This is a genomic window from Sorangium sp. So ce296 (assembly GCF_051529605.1).
GTDB lineage: Bacteria > Myxococcota_A > Polyangia > Polyangiales > Polyangiaceae > Sorangium > Sorangium cellulosum_D.
Window position 1 is genome coordinate 2,590,180 of record NZ_CP150325.1, and the last position, 18,507, is coordinate 2,608,686.

General features: G+C 72.5%; 13 protein-coding genes. 4 read left to right on the forward strand and 9 right to left on the reverse strand.

From position 1 onward, the window contains the following. Positions 1-639: 639 nt before the first annotated feature. Together WME98_RS09800 and WME98_RS09805 are read left to right on the forward strand one after the other, a co-directional pair. Complete coding sequence (locus WME98_RS09800) at positions 640-1,227, forward strand: hypothetical protein (RefSeq protein WP_437951057.1); 588 nt, start codon at positions 640-642, stop codon at positions 1,225-1,227. Next, positions 1,224-2,906, forward strand: a complete 1,683-nt coding sequence (locus tag WME98_RS09805; protein ID WP_437951058.1) for a M23 family metallopeptidase — start codon at positions 1,224-1,226, stop codon at positions 2,904-2,906. The genes WME98_RS09800 and WME98_RS09805 overlap by 4 nt, the downstream gene beginning before the upstream one ends. On the opposite strand, the gene WME98_RS09810 is transcribed toward WME98_RS09805, so the two are convergent. The 6 genes from WME98_RS09810 to WME98_RS09835 form a co-directional block, all read right to left on the reverse strand. Next, complete coding sequence (locus tag WME98_RS09810) at positions 2,887-3,669, reverse strand: leucine-rich repeat domain-containing protein (RefSeq protein WP_437333124.1); 783 nt, start codon at positions 3,667-3,669, stop codon at positions 2,887-2,889. The genes WME98_RS09805 and WME98_RS09810 overlap by 20 nt on opposite strands. A 207-nt stretch (positions 3,670-3,876) precedes the next feature. Next, complete coding sequence (locus WME98_RS09815; RefSeq protein WP_061621497.1) at positions 3,877-4,347, reverse strand: ferritin-like domain-containing protein; 471 nt, start codon at positions 4,345-4,347, stop codon at positions 3,877-3,879. 461 nt (positions 4,348-4,808) lie between these two features. Further along, positions 4,809-5,027, reverse strand: coding sequence for a hypothetical protein (locus WME98_RS09820; protein ID WP_044989269.1), 219 nt, complete (start codon positions 5,025-5,027; stop codon positions 4,809-4,811). Positions 5,028-5,189: 162 nt separating this feature from the next. Further along, positions 5,190-7,256: a hypothetical protein gene (locus tag WME98_RS09825; protein WP_437951061.1), complete on the reverse strand. Its 2,067-nt coding sequence runs from the start codon at positions 7,254-7,256 to the stop codon at positions 5,190-5,192. Between the two features lie 179 nt (positions 7,257-7,435). Further along, a complete protein-coding gene (locus WME98_RS09830; protein WP_437951062.1) occupies positions 7,436-7,735 on the reverse strand; it encodes a hypothetical protein in 300 nt (99 codons plus the stop codon). 679 nt (positions 7,736-8,414) lie between these two features. Continuing rightward, positions 8,415-11,915 carry an RCC1 domain-containing protein gene (locus WME98_RS09835; protein WP_437951063.1) on the reverse strand — a complete coding sequence of 1,167 codons (3,501 nt, stop codon included), beginning with the start codon at positions 11,913-11,915 and terminating at the stop codon, positions 8,415-8,417. A 1,018-nt stretch (positions 11,916-12,933) separates the two neighbouring features. On the opposite strand from WME98_RS09835, the gene WME98_RS09840 reads away from it, so the two are divergent. Both WME98_RS09840 and WME98_RS09845 read left to right on the forward strand, forming a co-directional pair. Beyond that, the gene (locus tag WME98_RS09840) at positions 12,934-13,371 is read left to right on the forward strand and encodes a serine O-acetyltransferase (RefSeq protein ID WP_437951065.1); all 438 of its coding nucleotides are present in this window, start codon (positions 12,934-12,936) and stop codon (positions 13,369-13,371) included. After that, a complete protein-coding gene (locus WME98_RS09845; protein ID WP_437951066.1) occupies positions 13,364-14,434 on the forward strand; it encodes a glycosyltransferase family 4 protein in 1,071 nt (356 codons plus the stop codon). The genes WME98_RS09840 and WME98_RS09845 overlap by 8 nt, the downstream gene beginning before the upstream one ends. Before the next feature lie 7 nt (positions 14,435-14,441). Here the strand turns inward: WME98_RS09845 and prs are convergent, their stop codons facing one another. From prs to WME98_RS09860, 3 genes are read right to left on the reverse strand one after another with little or no spacing between them, the layout of a single operon-like run. Next, entirely contained in the window at positions 14,442-15,365 is a 924-nt protein-coding gene (prs, locus tag WME98_RS09850) for a ribose-phosphate diphosphokinase (protein WP_437951067.1), read from the reverse strand. Beyond that, entirely contained in the window at positions 15,362-17,293 is a 1,932-nt protein-coding gene (locus WME98_RS09855) for a class I SAM-dependent methyltransferase (RefSeq protein ID WP_437951068.1), read from the reverse strand. Before WME98_RS09855 ends, prs begins: the two co-directional genes overlap by 4 nt. Next, a complete protein-coding gene (locus WME98_RS09860; RefSeq protein WP_437951069.1) occupies positions 17,293-18,297 on the reverse strand; it encodes a LolA family protein in 1,005 nt (334 codons plus the stop codon). The genes WME98_RS09855 and WME98_RS09860 overlap by 1 nt, the downstream gene beginning before the upstream one ends. Between the last annotated feature and the right edge of the window lie 210 nt (positions 18,298-18,507).

The window sequence follows — 18,507 nt, forward strand, 5'->3', positions numbered from 1 at the left end:
GGAGCTCCCTTCGATGCCATGGTCAAGAATCTCCAGATCTGGCGCAGTGTTCAGCCGCCGCAGTCGATGCGCCTTGTCGCCGACGGTGAGCAGCGGAGGAGACGACGAGGAGAGCCGGCCCTGGAGCCTGCGGCACGATGACTCGCGCGCCGCTCGCTCCGCGCGATCCACCCTCTCGCGCGTGCGCGAGACATCAGTTATTGCCTGTCGATCCCCTCTTCAGCCCTGCGCGCGCCAGCGGCCCACCGCGGACGCCCCTGCAGGACGTGATTTCAACTACCACGGCACGTCTCGTTGGAAAGCTCGAAACACGTCCCCGCCATTCGATGATCCCGGGGTATGTCCACGCGTTACGCGCAATGGCCGATCGTCTGTATCTTGCTGTTACCGGCCGAGCGCGGCCGCATGGCTGCGGCCATGGGCTCACGCACGCACGGAAAGCGCGGTGTCGTCTGACGCACACGCACCCATGACGCGCCCTCACCGGCGCCTCGCGCACGGCGTCACGTCGCCCCGGTCACACCCCGGCGACATCTCGCGCGCGCCACGCCATCTCCTGGCCATCGCCGCGGCTCTTCGACTACACTCGTGGGTCCCCTTCCGCGAGGCTCCATGCGCGGCGTTCCCACCGCTTTCGTTGTGCTCCTCTCTCTCTCTGTCGTGTTCGCCGCGTGCGACCAGGCCGCGCCTCCCTCCGAGGCCCCGCGCGATCCGGCCGCCGCCCAGCCGCTCGTCGCCACGGCGGCGCCGGTGATCGCCCCCGTCACCTGGCCGCCGGCCGCCTCGGTCGACCGCGGCGCGCTCGCGGCGCTGCCCGAGGCGGCGGCCCACGCCGCCAGGATCTCGCAGGTCCCGGTGCTCGTGCCGCCCCGGCCCGAGCTCCTCGCGGCGCCGGTCCTCGTGGCCAAGGAGCACTGGACGTCGTTCTGGGCAAAGACGGAGTCGATCACCGTCTCGCTCACCATGACCCGCCTTGAGCGCAAGTATCCAGGTATTCCACCTTTTCAACCAGCCCACGCCGTGCGCGGGGCGCCCGCGCTCATCACGGCGAACGAGGGCATCTGGACCGCGTCCTGGATCGAGAACGGCGTCACCTACGCCCTCGACGTCGAGTGCGCGTCGCCGGAGGCCCCGCCCTGCGCCTCGGACGCGCTCCTCCGCGAGCTCGCCGCGGAGCTCGTCTACGTGGGCGGCGTCGGCGCGAAGACGGCGGGAGACAGGCCATGAGCGCGCCGCTCCACCCTCCCCGCCTCCATCGCCGCCGCCCCGCCGCGCTCGTCGCCGCGGCCGCGCTCGCGCTCGCGCTCGCGCTCTTGCCGACCGCGGCCGCGGCCGATCCGTTCTCCTATCATCCGGCCGGCGAGCTCGTCCCCGGCTCGGGCGAGGGGCGCGCCGATGGCGTCGTGTACGCGCCCGCCATGCGCTTTCCCCTCGAGGAGGGCCCGGCGTTCGCCAACTCCCAGGTGTACAGCAAAGGGGGGAGCGCCGGCCCGCGCGGGGGGCAGTGCGACGCGGACAACTACGCCTATCCGTGGCGCGACAACTTCTGCGAGTCGCGGTCGTGGGCGATGCCGCTCTGCCCCTCCGGGGCGGGACACCAGGGGCAGGACGTCCGGCCGCCCACGTGCGAGGCGGGCAAATACTGGGTGGTCGCGGTGGCCGACGGCATCATCACGAGCATCGGCGGCTACTCGGTGTACCTGACCGGCGAGGACGGGACTCGCTACGACTACCTGCACATGTCCGATGTCCAGGTCTCGGTGGGACAGGGCGTGTCGCGCGGCGAGCGCATCGGGAAGGTCTCCAACGTGTTTGGCGGCACGCCGACGACGATTCACCTGCACTTCAACGTGCGGCAATCGTTGAGCGGCGTCGGGCTTGTGTATGTGCCGCCCTACAGCTCCCTCGTGGCCTCGTACCAGGCGCTCCTCAACGAGCCCCCCGAGGGCGCCCTCGAGACCGCGGGCTGCGACGGTATCCGCGGCTGGACCCACGACCCGGACGCCGCCGAGGGCGCGCCGGGCAGCGCGCGGCTCTATTTCGACGCCGCGGCGACCGACGCGGGCGCCGAGGGCCACACCCTCGCCGCGGACCGGCCCCGGGACGACCTCTGCGCGCCGCTCGGCTCCTGCGCGCACGGCTTCGAGGCGCCGATGCCGCTCGGCCTGATCGGGGGCGAGCACGCGGTCTACGCCTACGGCGTCGACGCGCTGAGCGGCGAGGAGGTCGAGCTCGAGGGCAGCCCGAGGGCGCTCGCGTGCCCGCTCGAGCTGCCGGGCGGCGTGCGGCGGCCGCTCGGAGGCGCCGGGGCGCTGGACGCCTGGCGGTTCTCGCGGTTCTGGGACGTCGCCAGCGCGCCGGACGCGGCGCTCGAGGCGCTCCCCGAGGGCGACGCGTTCCCGCCGTCGCCGCTGCTCGTGCGCGGCGACGACGGCGGGGCGTCCGTGTGGCTCGTCGACGGCGCCGCGCGCCGGGCCGTGCCGGACGCGGCGGCCGCCGCCGCGTGGCGGCTCGATCCGGACGAGGCCGTCGTGTGGCCGGCGGCGCGGCTCGCCGCCCTGCCGCTCGGCCCGGCGCTGCCGCCGCGCCCCTTCCTGGCGCAGGGCTCGGGGCCGGCGCTCTACGTCATCGACGCGCTCGTCGAGGCGCCGCCGCCGGGCGAGGGCGCCGGCGGGGCCACCGGCGGCTCCGGCGGCGCGGCAGGCGGCGCAGGGGGCGCCGCGGACGACGGTCCCCTCATGAACGGCGGCGTCCACGGCGAGCTCGGCTGCGCGTGCGCCGCGGCCGGCGCGGCCGACGCGGGCGGCGCGGCAGCGCGCTGGCCGCTCGGGCTCTTCGCCGCGGCGGCGGCGCTCGGCGCGGCGCGGCGGCGCGCGGCCGGGCGCGTCAGCCCTCGTGGATCTTGATCCCGGGGATGCTCCGGAGCGGGCTCGCGTCGTCGACCCGCGAGCCCTCGAGGTACACGTTCTTGAGGCTCTTGAGCTCCCGGAGCGGCGACACGTCGCTCACCCGCGTCCGCTTCATCTGGAGCATCTCGAGCTTCTTCAGGCCGGCGAGCGGGCGCAGGTCCGTCACCTCGGTCTCGTCGATCTGGAGCTCGGTCAGGTTGGTGAGGCCGGCGAGCGGGGTGAGGTCCTCCACGGGCGTGCGGCCGATGTCGAGCCGGTCGAGCTTGACGAGCCCGGCGAGCGGGGAGAGGTCCTTGACCAGCGTCGCCGAGACGCGCAGCGACTCCAGCCGGAGCAGGCCCTTGATCGGGCGGAGATCGTCGATCTTGCCCGGCGGCAGGTAAAGCCCTTTGACGCCCGTGAGCTCGGGGAAGAGGCAGGGATCGAGCTCGTCGAGCCCCTGGGCGTCGGACAGGTTCATCGTCTTGATGTTCTTGAGCTCGGCGCGCTTGATCGGCCCCTCGGGCTTCTGGAGCTGCTGCCGCACCCTGGCCTCGAGCGCCGGATGCGAGAAGGTCACCGGGTCGCTCTTGGTGCACACGACCTCTTTCTTCGGCGGCGCCGGCGCGCTGGCCGCGGGGCTCGCGGCGGGCGTCGCGGCGGCGGGCGCCTGCGCGGCGGGGGCGGCGGAGGCCGCAGGGGCGGCGGGCTTCTTGGGCTCGTCGCAGCCCAGGAGGGAGATGGCGAGGCCAAGGGAGGCAAGGACCAGGGGGCGAATCATCGCGGCGATGATACACGAGACGGCGAAAGAAAACCGCCGCCCGCAAAGCGCGCTCACGGCGCCAATCGCCGAGCTCCGACAGGGCCTCCGCGCCCGCAGCGGAGATCGCGTGGACGCGAATCGACTCCGAGCGTCAATCTTCGATCAGGACGGAGTCATCGTCGACACCGTCGTTGGTTGCGCATGGGTTGCGCACCGGCGCGCTCGCTACAGCGGCAGGAGCAGGAGCCCTTGCCGGGCGTCGAGCTGCTCCGCGAACCACTCCCGGTGACGCCGCTCCACCGCGAGCGACTGCCGGAGGAGGTCCCGCGCGCGGTCCGAGAGGCCTTCGCGCGACGATATCATCCTCTCGTAGGCGGCGCAGCTGTCTTCCTCGTAATGCCTCATCGCCTCCAGGATGGCGCGTTCTCCGGCCATCCCGTTCGTCAGCGCTTTGCTCTTCAGCTTGGGCCGGACGGCGCTCTCGACGGGCGGATCGCCGAGCTCGTGGGCCAGGGCGGCGAGCTCCTCGAGGTGGCGCTCGTGATCGCTCAAGAAGCTCGCCAGCCGGCTCTTGTCGCCTGGGCGGCTCATCCGCGAGAGGGCCGCTCGGAGCGCGTCCACCGCGGACCAATTGAGCTCGATCAGTTCAGTCAAGGACCCGATGAACGCGGCCTCGCCGCCGATCACGGACGCCATGGAATATCGCTCCTCTCGACCCGGAAGCTGCGCCGCCCGGGAAGAGGGACGTGGGCGGGTGCTTCTCCAGGTCTTCGATGCTCGCAAGCCCGGTGCCGGAGCCCGCCTGTGCAGCGGCTATCCATCGCGCGGCGCGCGCCGTCCAGGAACAGCGCGCCTTCCACGCTCGTCGACGGGCGGCCGTGCCCGCGACGGCCTCTCCGGGCCCCGCGCGCACGGCGGATGCGAAGACGCAGCCCAGATCGAGGCCGCGCGGCGCGCGCCGGGCCAGGACGGAGCCGTGAAACGCCGAGGGCGCAGGCAGCGTGATCGCGCCGGCCGGAGCGGCGCGGCCTGAGCGCGTCCTGGACGTGAGCGCGCCTCGGCCTGGAGGAGCGCGGAGGCCGCGCCGTCGAGGTCGGGAGAGGGGGAGGTGCTCGGTGGAAGGGAGAGGGCGGGCAGCCCCAGCGAAGGGGGCGAGGCTACTTCTTGCCGAAGAGGCCGCCGAGGGAGCTCGCGAGGCCGCCCACGTCCAGGTTGGCGATGGCGGGGGCGGCGGCGCCGAGCGCGGTGTCGACGTGGGCGGCGAGCGGAGCAGGGAGCTTCGCTTTGAGGAAATTGACCACCGTCTCCACGGCCACGCGCGCCTTGTCTTCCGAGATGCCCACCTTCTCTGCGACCTGTCGTACGAGCTCGTCCATGGCCTCGACGCTCATCCTTTCTGCGCGCCACCCGCGCATCCGGGGAGAGCATCCACGCGCCGATCGGCGCCGGCAAGAGAATTCCGCGCCCGGCGGCGCGGGCTCAGGGCTGGAGCGGCGGCGCGAGACAATCAATAACGTCCCATCCCCCCTGAATCGGCGTCACGCAGCGCGGATATCGCTCTGGAACGGGGAGAGGTTCTCCGGGAACAGGAGCCACGCGAAGAGGCAGCGCACCTCGAAGGTCTCGTCGTCCGCGATGGCCGCGAGCGTGGGGTCGAGCTCGTCGATCGCGTGCCCTTCCCAGACGAAGCCCGGCACGCCGCGCGCCCGGCTCACGAGCCCGCCGGTCTGCCGCTGGTCGCGCGCGCGGAAGCAGCGGGAGAGCGCCATGTTGACCGCCGCCGTGAAGTCGGGCCGGTGCGCGATGCGCTCCGGCAGCGCGACGCGGTCGAGGCCGGCCGACCAGCAAAGCCAGCAGAGGGCGGCCCACTCGGCGCGGACCCTTCGCATCAGGAGGGAGACCGGCAGGGCTCCCGGGTCGAGCGTCTCGTCCACGGTGAGCTCGACGGTCTCCACGCCATTCTCCGTCTCCTCGGTCAACGTCGCCTCGGTCCGCGCGAGCTCCACCGGCCCCTCCGGCAAGAGGTGCGACAGGTCCGGCGGGAGCCACGGACACGGCTCCGCGCCCGACAGGCCGCGCTGCACGGCCTCGCGCAAGCGCATCAAGCGGGTCGCGTAGACCTGGATCTTCTGCCGGACCTGCTCGATCGGCTGGCCGAGCTCGACCTCGACCGACGCGTCGCCCGGCACCGGATCGATGGCCTGGCGCGCCGGCCAGAAATCGAGCTCCGCGAACAGCACCCGCACCACCGTCCTGAGGTGCTCGGCCACGGCGGGCGCCTCGGGCTCGATGCGATCGGCGTCCTCGATCACGCCGCGCGTGTCGCCGAGATCGAGCCGCAGGAGCGCGCGCGTGATGCAGGTCGAGCGGCGCTCGGGCTCGAGCAGCAGCGCCGCCTCGACGAGCGAGAGCGCGACGCGGCGCGAGCCCGGAAAGGCGGCGGCGAGCTTGCGGTAGGCTGCGCTCGGCTCGGCGCCGAGCAAGAGCGCGTCCAGGGCGGCGAGCGCCGTCACGTCGGTCGCCTCGAGCAGCGCTCGCCCGCGTCGCGCCGCGATCTCGGGCCTTGGCTGCAGCGTCGCGGCGCGCAGGAGCTCGGCGAGCCGCTCGCGCTCGCCGCCGCGCACCGCCGCGCGGGCCGCGGCGCAGCAGGCCTCGCGCGCGCGGCCGCCCTGCAAGAGCTCTCGCGCGAGGGCCCAGACGCGCTCGGCGTCCCACGCCGCGAGGTCCTCGGCGAGCGCGGGCGACGCGACGAGGCTGGCCTCGTCGAGGGCCGCGCCGAGCTCGCGCCGAGCGACCGGCGCCCCGTCCGCGTCGAGCATCGTGAACGCTCCGACGGGGTGCCCGTGCGCGTACTGACCGCGCTCCTCGCGCACGCGCGGATCGAGGTAAGGGCTCGCGTCCGGATCGGGGAACCAGCGGGTGGACGGGCCGTGCAAGCGTCCCTCGGGATCGAGGTGCCGCTCCTCGGAAGGGCGGCCCAGGGCGTCGTACTGGAGCTCGCGATAACGCGCTCCAGCGCGAACTTCGATCTCCTGAGCGGGCTTGCCCGCGGTCGTGAAGTAACGGTGGAGGGTCGCGGCCGAGGCTTCGTCCTCCTCGACGAGGATCCAGCGTTGCGAGCCCTGGTCGTAGTCCGCCGCTTCGGCGACGCCGGCGGGTCGCTCGGGCCAGCGGGAGCCGTCCGCGGAGATCGGGTATCCGGCGCGGTCGTGAAAGACCTCGCGCAGGATCTGCCCCTGCCGGACCTGCGTTCGCAGCTCCCAGGCGCCGGGCGGCACGCAGCACCGTCGCAGCCTGAGCTCGGTCGGGGCGTCGCTGCCGTACGCCACCACCTCGCCGTCGAGCTGGCCGCCCCGGTAGCGCCCGCGCTGCGCGGGTTGACCGTTCGGGTGGAACACGGTGAACGGCCCGTCCTTGACCCCGTCCGCGTAGCAGCAGCGCGAGAGCAACGAGCCGTCGCTCGCGCGGTACGCCAGGCGTTCGCCGGAAGGGCGGCCGTCGGCGTCCGTCTCCCCGAGCTCGAACGTCCCTTGCGCGGGGTTGTACCTGGCTGCAGGCGGGATCGACGGAGGTCGCTCCGCGTCGTGGTGAGTCGTGGCGTCCACGCATGGCAGTCTATCGGGTTTTGCGCCGAGCATGCGTCCGTTCATGCCCGGTGCAAAGATCCACGAAGCGCGGGTTCGGGGCGAGCATCCTCGCCACGGAGGATGTCCCCTCGGGCGCTGGATCGCACGGCGAGAGCAGGCGCGGCGCGCTGCGGGACGATCGGCGGAGCGGTCGTTGATCAGTTGATGAGGATACAGCCGATGGTCCTCGCCACCTCGTGGCACGAGGGCGTGGTCACCAGGCCGGGGACGCCCGTGCGATCCCGGCGGCACGTCCCGTTCGGGAGGACGGTCAAGATCGCGTCGGCCCTGTACCCCGGAGGGCCCGACATCGTGCAGGAGTAGGAGAGGGCCGAAGCGGCCTCGCCGACCGACTCGTCAGCGGAGGGGGTATCCGCGAACACGGGGCCCGCCACGAAGCCGAGCGCCGTCACGAAGGCGAGACCGAGACCCAGGTGGACCTTGCGAAGAGTGCTCATGATGGTACCTCCCCTTTCGACCGAGGCGCAGCGCGCATGATGCAGCGATGACGTCCCCGTCCCGTCGCGGGTGCAAGCGAGATGCCTCGGACAGCGGTCCGGCGCTGCACAACCCGGCATCCTGCCCCGCCCGACACGCCCCCTCTGCCAGGGACCTCGGAATCAGCCAGTTCATCCGTTCATCCGGCGGTAGGCTCTCCATGGGGTTGCCGTCCTGCGTCCCCCGTCTCCCGTCTCCCGTCTTCGTGCGCGTCTCCCGTCTTCGTGCGCGTCTCCCGTCTTCGTGCGCGTCTCCCGTCTTCGTGCGCGTCTCCCGTCTTCGTGCGCGTCCCTCGTGCGCGTGCGCGTGCGCGATTCCCCGAAATCAGCGCGCACGCGCACGCGCACGGAAGAGCGAAGACGGGAGACGGGAGACGGGAGACGGGAGACGGGAGATGGGAGACGGGAGACGGGAGATGGGAGACGGAAGACGAAAGACGGGGACGGGCACGAGAGACGGAGGACGATGTGTCAGTCCCAGCGAAAAACCGCTCTAGTGCTCACCTCGCAGTAGCGCGCCGAGCCCGTCACCGCGCGTGGCCGAGCTCGCCTGTGAGGACGGCCAGATCCCTCTGCTCCAGCTCGGAGAGCGATGCGACTGGGAGTCCCAGCCGCCGCTCCCGAGCTGGAGCCTCGCCGCTCAGGGGCAGATGGGGGCGCCCGACTGGACGAACACCCTGCCCTGCTGGGGCGGGATCACGCAGTCGTTCAGCGCGGGGTCCGGGTTGCTGCAGTCCACCGGGGCGTCGTACTCCCCCGTGCTGCCGTTCCACTTGAAGAACGTACCGGCCGGGAGGGACACCGTGATGTCGCCGCCGAGCAGGGGCGAGATCGCGGGCGCGGGCGCGCCGAAGTTGACGGCGACGAAGCCGTGCCGGTACGCCCGCGTGAGCCCCTTGCGCGCGCCGACCGACTCCACGACGGGCGCCGCCGCACCGCAGGCGGCGTCGAGCTCGACGCCGAGCTGGGCGTGATCCCAGTAGCCCTTCGCGTCGGAGTAGGGCGTCACGTAGAGGCTCGCCAGCCCTGCCTCCGACACGAGGTAGCTCGCGAGCGCCCACTCGATCTGCGCAGGCGTCGGCGGGGTGTTGTGGTCGGCGGTGGGGAAGGCCGTCTTCAGGTAGAACGGCTTCGAGCGGCTCTGCACGCCGAGCATGTAGCCGCGCATGTTGCTAAAGAAATGGACGTCCTTACCGTCATAGGGGTTGTCGGGGCAGTCCGGGGACTCGTCGTAGGAATAGGCGCCGCACTTCCCGTAGTTGAACCCCATCTCGGTCAGGACGCCGTCGACCGTGTCGAAGATGCCGCCGGGGCCGGCGAGCGTCGCGTCGCTCGACGAGATCGAGTAAGCAGGATTGATTGACCCGGTGGCGCCCATGTTGATGTGGAGGCGCTTGCCGTCCTTGTGCATCTCGTCGCGCAGCCGCTTCAGCCACTTGGCCACCGCGCGCGTGTACTGCCAGTCGCAGTACCTGTCCCTGGCGGCGCAGCTCGGGTCTTCCGGGTCGCACGTCCCGCTGCACGCCGGATCGTAGCGCTGGTCGCCCTTGAACAGAGGGACCATGGTCGTCCCGTTCTCGTAGACGCCGCACGCGCCGATGTAGTTGGCGGGTATCACGACGTCGAGCGACAGCGCGTCGAACTTCAGCCCCCGCGCCCACTGAGCGCGGATCCGCGACAGCATCTCTTCAACGACCTCCTCGTTGGTGAAGTCGAGCGCCGGGTTCTCGACCCCCCAGTATGCCGCGTTCCTCCTGTCCCTCTTCAGCGGCGAGGCGTTGAGGTCGTCGAGCGGGTCGCCGTTGGGCTTGCACCTGCGGAGGATCCACTCGGGGTGGAGCGCGTCCCAGTAGTTGTAGTTGATCGCGCCCTTGAGCGTCGAGTTCTGGAAGCACTTGAGCTGCGTCCCGCCGTTGGGCAGCGCGCAGATGCCGGCGACGTCGCTGTCCGGCGTCGGCTTGCAGTCTGCGTCCTGGCCAGGTCCGCCGAAGTCCGCCGAGCTCGGGTCCTTCTGGCAACTGCGCATCTCGCTCGACGTGTACCAGCACACCTTCTCGCCATGGAAGTAGTAGGTCGCCGGGTTGGACGCGGCGTTCCAGGTGATGCAGTGATACCCTTCCAGGAGGCAGTCGGAGTCCGTCTGGCAACGCGCGAGCATGCCGTCGTCGAACCCGGAGACGGGCATGTAATGGCCGACGATGATGTCGGGGTTCGCGGCCGCGGCGGTCCAGTCGTTCGTGTAGCGGTCGCCCTTCCAGACGAAGGTGCTCTCCTGCGCGAGGGCCGAGACGGTGGCGGGCGGCGCGATAGAGGAGTCGAGGATGATGAACCCGGGGGCGCTGGAGGTGAATTCCTCGTTGCGGATCGGCTCCTTCAGGTGGAAGAGCGCGACGAGGTCCGCTTTCTTGGCGTTTTCGTCGGCGTCGACCCAGCCGGCGCTGTCGGCGCCGGTGAAGTGCTGGGAGGGGCAGTCGTATGTCGAGCAGGACACCCGCGAGAAGAGGCCGCCCCAGTTGGGGTCGCCGGGCGGCAAGTCGCGGTAGAAGCTCTCGACCTCGCCGGTGACCTCGCCGGCCACCTCGCTGGCCCAGAAGGTGCCGGTGGTCCCACGCGGCACCGTGGCGAGGTCCAGCGTGCCCGTCCCGTGGAGGCAGAGCTCGTTCGCGTTCGGGTCGTTGGCGGGTCCGTCGCTGAGGACCAGGGTCGGCGCGCCGCAGCCGCCCGGCGCGAGCTTGTCGTCGCCGAGCTCGACGGCCGGGAGCGCGGCGCCCATCTCGCCCGCCTCGTCGCCGCAGTCCGGCGTGGCGCCGGAGCAGCCGGGGTGGCCCAGCGCGCCGTAGGCGTCGTCGCCCCAGCACTTGACCTCGTCCGTGTCGAGAAGCGCGCAGGTGAAGAAGACGCCCGCGGCGACCGCCTTGGCCGTGCGGCCGGGGCCGAGGTCGACCGCGGGGAGGGCCGCCATCTCGCCGGGAGCGTCGCCCTGGTTCTGGTTGTGCCCGAGGCCGAGCTGGCCGTGGTCGTTGAGCCCCCAGCACTTGACCGTGCCGTTGCTGAGGAGGGCGCAGGTGTGCCGCCAGCCAGCGGAGATCGCCGAGACGGGTCCCCCCAGGCCGATGGCGGCGAAGTCCTCCGGCTCGGTCGCGGTGCTGTCGCCGAGGCTGTTCGTATGGCCCTGACCGAGCTGACCGTAGTCGTTGGCCCCCCAGCACTTGACCGTGTCGTCGGGGAGGATGGCGCAGGTGTGTTGGCCGCCGGCGGCGATCGCCTTGGCCTCATCGTTGGCGCCGCCGAGCTGGACCACGGGGAGGCTCGCCGGCTTCGTCGCGGTGGTGTGGCCGCGCGGGTTCAGGTCGCCGAGGCCGAGCGAGCCGCCCGCGTTCAAGCCCCAGCACTTGACCTGGTTGTTGTCGAGGAGCACGCACGTATGGCTCTCGCCGGCCGCGACGGCCTTCGCGGTGCGGCCCGTCCCGAGGGGGATCGTGGAGAGGAACACCATCTCGAGCGCCGAGTCGCCGCGGTTCTGCGAGTCCCCGAGGCCGAGCTGACCGTGCATGTTGTAGCCCCAGCACCTGAGCTCGTCGTTGTCGAGCACCGCGCAGGTGTGGTACGAGCCGGAATCCGCGGACTTGGCACGACGGCCGGCGCCCAGGTCCGTGAAGTGCATCTGGAACATCTCGCGCGGCTCGTCGCCGCGGTCGCCGATCTGGAGCTGGCCGAGCTGACCGCTGCCGTTCCTCCCCCAGCATTTCAGGCCAGGCTGCGACCAGGAAAAGGGTTGATACAGCGCACACGTATGCATGTACCCTGCCGTGACGGCGGAGATGCCCTGACCGAAGCTCGCCGGGAGAGCATCTCCCATCTCACCAGCGCTGTCGCCGCGGCTCTCGGTGTCGCCGAGGCCGAGCTGACCGTAGTAGTTGTCCCCCCAGCACTTGAGCGCGCCGGTCTTCAGGACCGCGCAGGCGTGGTTCATCCCTGCGCTGAGCGATTGCGCTTTGTGTTTGACGAGGGCGCTCTGCTGCGAGCCGGTCTCCTCGACCTCGGCGGCGCCGGGCGCCGGGGCGACCTCGCCGGCGGCGCAGGCCGAGAGGAGGGCCGCGACGAGCGCGGGGGACGCGCGGAAGCGACGCGCGTCAGCCATGACACATCACCTCGCCGCCGCTCGGGCGCTCGGCGCGCGAGGCGTCGGCCGGCGGCGCTGGCGCCGGGCCGCTGTCGTGCGTGACGCTCGGACGCATGAAGAGAGTTCGCATCGAAGAGTCCTTTCCTGGGACGGGTCGCGGAGGACCGCAGTGGGCGAGGAGGCGCGACACAGAGGCGCAGAGGACACAGAGGAGATAGACGCAGGGAGGCTGTGCCTCTGTGGCTCGTCTCCTGTCATCACAGGATCAGAGATGAGCGGGGTGCCGACCTACTCGCCGGGACGCATGGCCAGCATGCCATCGGACGGCAGCGGGTCATTCAATCTATTGCAATGTTTATTGCAATGTGAGTGCCAACGCTCCACGCTCACGGCGCCCAGCGAAATGCGCGAAATGCCGTGCCGGGAGATCGCGGCGTGACCGATCTCGCGAGGCGACGTCACGGCGCGGCGCCTCGATGTCACGTGACCTGTCACGTGACATCGAGACCCTCGCCCGGACGAAGATCAGCGTCACGGCGGACGCCATGAGCGGCGCGAGATCTGGCTTCATCATGAGGACATCGCGCCGCGATACGCATCGATACAGCCTGCGCAGCGCTCCGACAGGCGCGCGTCGCCGTGCGCGGCGACTCCAACGCTGGCTGCTGCTCGCCGCGCTTCCTCGATCGATCCACGCCGCGTTTTGTGCCGCGCCCGACGTCAGCTCCGCTCCGGAGAGCTCGGCGCTGGTGAGCTTCGCGCCGGCGAGGTCGACGCTGGGGAGCCAGGTAGCATGGAAGAACGCCCTGTCAACCACGGGCAGGCCCCGCACAGGCCCCGCAGTTGGGGCTTGACGTTCCGAGACGTTTGGATTTCCTTCTCCCTCCGACGTGGCGACGATGGCGGAGACTTATCAGCGCCTGTATCAGGACCAGGACGAGGACGAAGCCCCGGGCGCCGCCGCGGCGCGAGCCATGCTGGCCATGCCGGTGGACGGCTGGCCTGGCCGGCCCGGGCGAGAGCCGTCGAGAACTCCATGAACGCCATCCATCTGTACAACGTCGCGCACTGGTGCCACGCCAAGCAAATCCCCGTGGTCCCCAAGCTGCTCTACTGGACGACCTTCCTCGTCTACAATAGCTCGATCCCGCCCAGCGCCGAGATCGGCGCCGGCACCCGGTTCGGGTACGGCGGGATGGGGGTGGTGATCCACGCGCAGGCGCGGATCGGCAGGAACGTGATCATCGCCCAGCAGGTGACGATCGGCGGACGCCAGGGCCAAACCGGGGTGCCGGTGATCGAGGACGACGTCTACCTGGGCGCCGGCGCGAAGATCCTCGGCCCGATCCGCATCGGGCGCGGCGCGGTGGTGGGGGCGAACGCGGTGGTGGTCAAGGACGTCCCGGCGGGCGCGACGGTGGGCGGCGTCCCCGCCCGGATCCTGAAGCAAGCGAGCGAGGGCGCCGATGGCTGAGCGCGCGGGCGTGCTGGTGATCGGCCCGCGGGCCCCGGCGGTGGGGGGGATCGCGACCTACGTGGAGACCATGCTGGAGCGGATCCCCACGCGCCATTGCGACACCGCCCCCGAGCCCGGGCTGCGGGGCAAGCTGGCGCGCTTCGCCCGCGGGTGCGCGGCGATCGTCGCCAACAGCCCCGGGTGCCGCGTCCTGCACATCCACTCGTCGTACGGGTGGTCCTTCTACGAGAAGGCGGTCTTCTCGCAGCTCGGCCAGTGGCTCGGCTACCGGACGATCCTGCACATCCACGGCAGCAAGTTCGAGGACTTCGTCGCAGAGAGCCGGCTCAAGGGGTGGATCGCCCGGAGCCTGCGCGACGCGGACGCGGTGATCGCGCTGAGCGCGTACTGGGCCGATTACCTCGGCCGCGTCGCGCCAGGCTCCCGCATCGTCACCCTGGAGAACGCGGTCTCCGTGCCGGCCGCGCCGCTCCCGCTCCCCGCCGCCCCGAGCGTGCTGCTCCTCGGCTCCATCGACGACCGCAAGGGCGTCCCGGAGGCGATCCGGGCGTTCGCGCAGGTGGTGCGGCAGCACCCCGCCGCGGTGCTCAACCTCGCCGGGCCGGCGGAGCCCGACGCCCTCGCCCGCTACAAGCGCCTCGTCGCGGAGCTCGGCCTGGGCGACAGCGTGCGGTTCCTGGGCAGCGTGCGCGGCGAGGCGAAGTCCCGGGTGCTCGAGGGGAGCAGCGTGTTCATCCTCCCGTCCCACGCGGAGGGGCTGCCCATCGCGCTCCTGGAGGCGATGGCGGCGGCCCGGCCGGTGGTGGCGACCCGGGTCGGCGCGGTCCCCGAGGTGATCGCCGACGGCGAGAGCGGCTTCCTGATCGCGGCGGGCGACGTGGACGCGCTCGCCGAGCGGATCAACCGGCTGCTCGGCTCGGTCGAGCTCCGCGAGCGGGTGGGCCGCGGCGCCTGGGAGCGGGCGCGGGCGCGGTACGACATCTCGGCCGTCGTCGAGCGGCTCACCGGCCTCTACGGGGAGCTGGGCGGCCGGCCCGCGCCGGCGTCGGGCCCGCGGTGAGGGTGCTCTAGGTTTCCCGCTCGAGCGCGCGCACGATGAGCGGCGCCACCGAATGCAGGGCGCCGGGCGTGTCGGCGAGCTGCTGGCTGCCAGGGTGCGAGTCGGTGCCGAGCAGCGTCGTGAACACGCCCGCCTTCCTGATCTTCTCGAGCGAGTCGCCCGGCAGGACCAGGTGGCTCGCGACGGCGTGGACCTTCGAGGCCCCGGCGGCGAGGTAGGCGCGCCCCGCCTGGACGAGCGACGATCCGGTGCGGACCATGTCGTCGTAGATGACGACCTCGCGGCCCGAGACGTCGGCGTTGACGCCGGTCACGCCGACCCCGTCGCCCCGCCGCTCCTTGTAGACGAACGCCGGCTCGACGCCGAGGCCGCGGGCGAGGCTCTGCACCCACTTGGCCCGTCCGGCGTCCGTGGCCGCGAGCACGTACGGGCGATCGCCCATCAGCGCGCGGACCGCCTGCGTGATGAGCGGGGCGCCGTAGAGGTGGCGCGTCACGTGCGAGTCGCTGAAGTAGAACTCGATGCCGTCGGTGTGCAGATCGAAGAGGAAGATGCGCGTGCCCGCGTCGCACGTCGGGATCGCCGAGATGAGCCGCGCCCGCGTCTTCGCGGTCACCACCTCGCCCGGCTTCACGGCCCGCTCCATGGTCGCGTAGCCGAAATACGGCATCACGATGGAGAGCGACCGGGCGCCGGCGCGCGAGATGGCGCAGCCGAGGTCGTAGATCTCGAGCCAGTCGAGGTCCTGCGGCGCGCCGCCGAGCAGGACCACGTCGCGCCCCCAGCAGTCGACCGCGACCCGCAGGTAGCGCTCGCCGTCCGGGAAGCTCTTGCGCTCGACCAGGCCGCGCTCGAAGTCGCCGGCGGCGAGGAAGGCGGGCTCCAGGTAAGCGTACGAGCGGATCGTGATGAGGAGACGGCGCTGGCTCATCGCGCCCCCCGGCGAGGCGCCCGGGCCGGCGCGGCGGCCCCTCGGCGAGCGCCGCGGGCCGGCGCGCCCTTCGCCGCCGGCGCGCCCTTCGCGGCCGGCGCGCCCTTCGCGGATGCGCCGGCCCTGGCCGCCGGCGCGCCGACGGTGGCGAGCACGCTCTTCAGATGGGGCTCCAGGCCCGGCTCGCTCGGAAAGTCGACGGGATCGGGGAGGTCTTTCATCTGCACGACGTCGCATCCTGCTTCACGCGCGGCCTCGTGCAAATGGCGCCGGAACTTGGCGCGCGCGATGCCGCGGTGGTTGGTGCAGGCGAGGAGCCGGCCGCCCGGGGCGAGCAGTCGGAAGGCGAGCGCGGCGAGCGCCCCGAAGTCGCTCGCCGCGCTGAAGCGGCTCTTCTTCGTGGTCGCGAAGCTCGGCGGATCGAGCACGATGAGGTCGAAGCGCTGCCCGGCCTGGGCGGCGGCCTTCAGCCACGGGAACACGTCGGCCTCGACCACGACGTGCGCCGCCGCGTCCGCGCCGATCGCGTCGAGGTTCTCGCGCGCCCAGGCGATCGCGCCCCGGGACACGTCGACGGTGACGCTCTCGCGCGCGCCGCCCGCCACGGCCGCGACGGTGAACGCGCCCGTGTAGGCGAACAGGTTCAGCACCCGGGCGCCCCGGGCGAGCTCGCGCACGCGCCGCCGGTTCTCGCGCTGGTCGAGGAAGATGCCGGTCGAGAGCCCGTCGCCGAGCCGCACCTTGTACGGCAGGCCGTGCTCGAAGATCGTGAGCTCCTCGGGGGCGCTCTCCCCCCGGACGGCGTGCCGCGGCGCGAACTCCTCGCGCCGCGCGTCGACGATCACGCTCGCGTGCTTCGGGCGCACCTTGAGGTAGACGCCCCTCGCCCCGAGCCGGTGGGCCGCGTCGAGCACGACGTCGCGCGGCGGCGCGCCCGGCTCGCCCTCGCCCGCGCCGAACAGCGCCACGACGAGGTGCTCGCCGTAGAGGTCGACCGAGAGGGAGGGGAGCCCGTCGCCCGCGCCGTGGACGAGCCGGAACGCCGTGGTGTCGCCGGCGCGCGCGACGGCGTAGCGCCGCTCGGCGGCCTCGCGCATGGCGCGCTCGACGGCCGCGACGCCCCCCGCGTACGGGTCCGCCGGCGCGTCCGCGAGCCACGCCTCGAACGCCGCCGGCAGCTGCGATCGGAAGGTCGCGGCCGCGCCGGTGGCCGGGTGATCGAGGCGGAGCTCGGCGGCGTGCAGGAGCAGGCGCGGGGCCTCGGCGCCGCCGTAGAGCGGATCGCCGGCGATGGGCAGGCCGATCGCGGCGAGCTGCACCCGGAGCTGGTGGGTGCGGCCGGTCTCGGGCCGGAGCTCGAGCAGGGCGCGGTCGCCGCGGCGCTCGAGGAGCCGGTAGCGGGTGATCGCCAGCGCGCCGCCGGCGGCTCGCTCCTGGCCGCCCGCGCCCCGGTCTTCCCGCCTCGCGCCCCGATCCTCCCGCCTCGCGCCCCGATCCTCTCGCCCCGCGCCGGCCTCGGCGAGCGCGCGCATCGCGCCGCCCGGCGCCGGGACGAGGCGGTGCCGCAGCGTGCCACGCGGCGCGCGATCGCCGAAGCCGGACACGGCGGCGACGTACGTCTTTTGCACGGTGCGCCCCTCGAACTGCCGCGCGACGGCGGCGTTCGCCTCGCGCCGCCGCGTGAACAGCAGGACCCCCGAGGTGTCGCGATCGAGCCGCTGGTGGATCCCGAGGTACGCCTCCGCGTCGCCCCGGCCGCGGAGGAAGGCGCGGAGGCGCGTCACCACGTCGTCGATCCGGTCCGCCTCGGGCGCGTGCGTCGACAGGCCAGCCGGCTTGTCGACGACGATGAGATCCGCGTCCTCGGCGAGGATCCACTCCGGATGGAAGTCGGGAAACAGCTCCGGCAGCGAGGGGCGCGGAATCATCAATTCTGCTTGACGTCGGTGCCGGGCGGCGGGGTGAACTGAAACTCCGCGGGATCGATCGACGCGGGCTGCGACGCGTTCTCGAAGTCGAACCGGTTCCGGTTGCCCTGCGCGTCGAGGATGAGGACGCGGCGCACGACGCCCGGGTCCTTCTTCGCGAGGAGCGCCTTGTCGATATAGAACATCACGAGCTCGTAGTGGGGAGTCGGCGCCCGCGGCTTGCCGACGAGCACGGGGCCGCCCTCGAAGCTCGCCTTCTCGTTGAAGGTGAACGTGAACGACGGGCGGAGCCCGTGGCCCATCAGGAACGAGAGCGCGCCCGGATACTCCGAGTTCTTCACCGGCGTGACGAACATCTGCCGGTCCTCGGCGACGTAGACCTTCAGCGACACGCCGTCGGAGACGATGCGGTTCCGGCTCGGCGGATCGTAGCGAAACGAGATCCTGTCCGGCTTCTGGACCGACAGCGCGCCGCTCTGCTTCTTGACGGCGCCGGAGATCTTCTGGGTGTGCTCCTGCTTGAAGCGGGCGACATAGGTCTTCTTGCCCACGAAGATCGCGTCGACCTCCGCCGCAACGGCGTCCGCGGACCCGGGCTCGGGCGGCGGGACGAACGGCGCCTCCGCGACCGGCGGGGACGCGCCGGTCGCCGCCGGCGCCTCGGCGCGCCCGCCGCCCGCGTCGCGCGCCGCCGCCGCGCCGCCCGCGTCGCGCGCCGCCGCGCCGCCCGCGTCGCCGGCGTCGACAGACGGCTTGCGGCCCGCGTCCTCCGCCGGCGCGCCCGCGTCGGCCGGCGCCGCCGCGTCGGCCGCGACCGCGCTCGCGTCGGCGGGCGCCGCGGGGGCGCTCGCCAGCGGCGCGGCGGCGGAGGGCGGCGGGTCCGGCAGCGCGGCGGCGGAGGGCGCGGCGTCGGGCGCCGCGCCGACCGGAGCGGACGGCGCGTCGCAGGCCGCCGCGGCCAGGGCGGCGGGCAGGGCGAGGGCGGCGAGGCGGAGGCGGATCATCGAAGAGCTCGCTTTCAGGGGCGTGTGCGTCGCGTGTTCTAGGACAGGTAGGGCCGAGGTGGTAGCGCCGATGACGCGGCGGCCCACGGGCCGCCGCGCTGCATCGACGATCTCGCGTCGTCGCCGCGGCGCGCGGGGCCGCCGCCGCGCGAAAAAAAGCAGCGCCCCGGGCGAAGCGCGGCGGCCCGACGACGGAACCGCCAGGGAAAT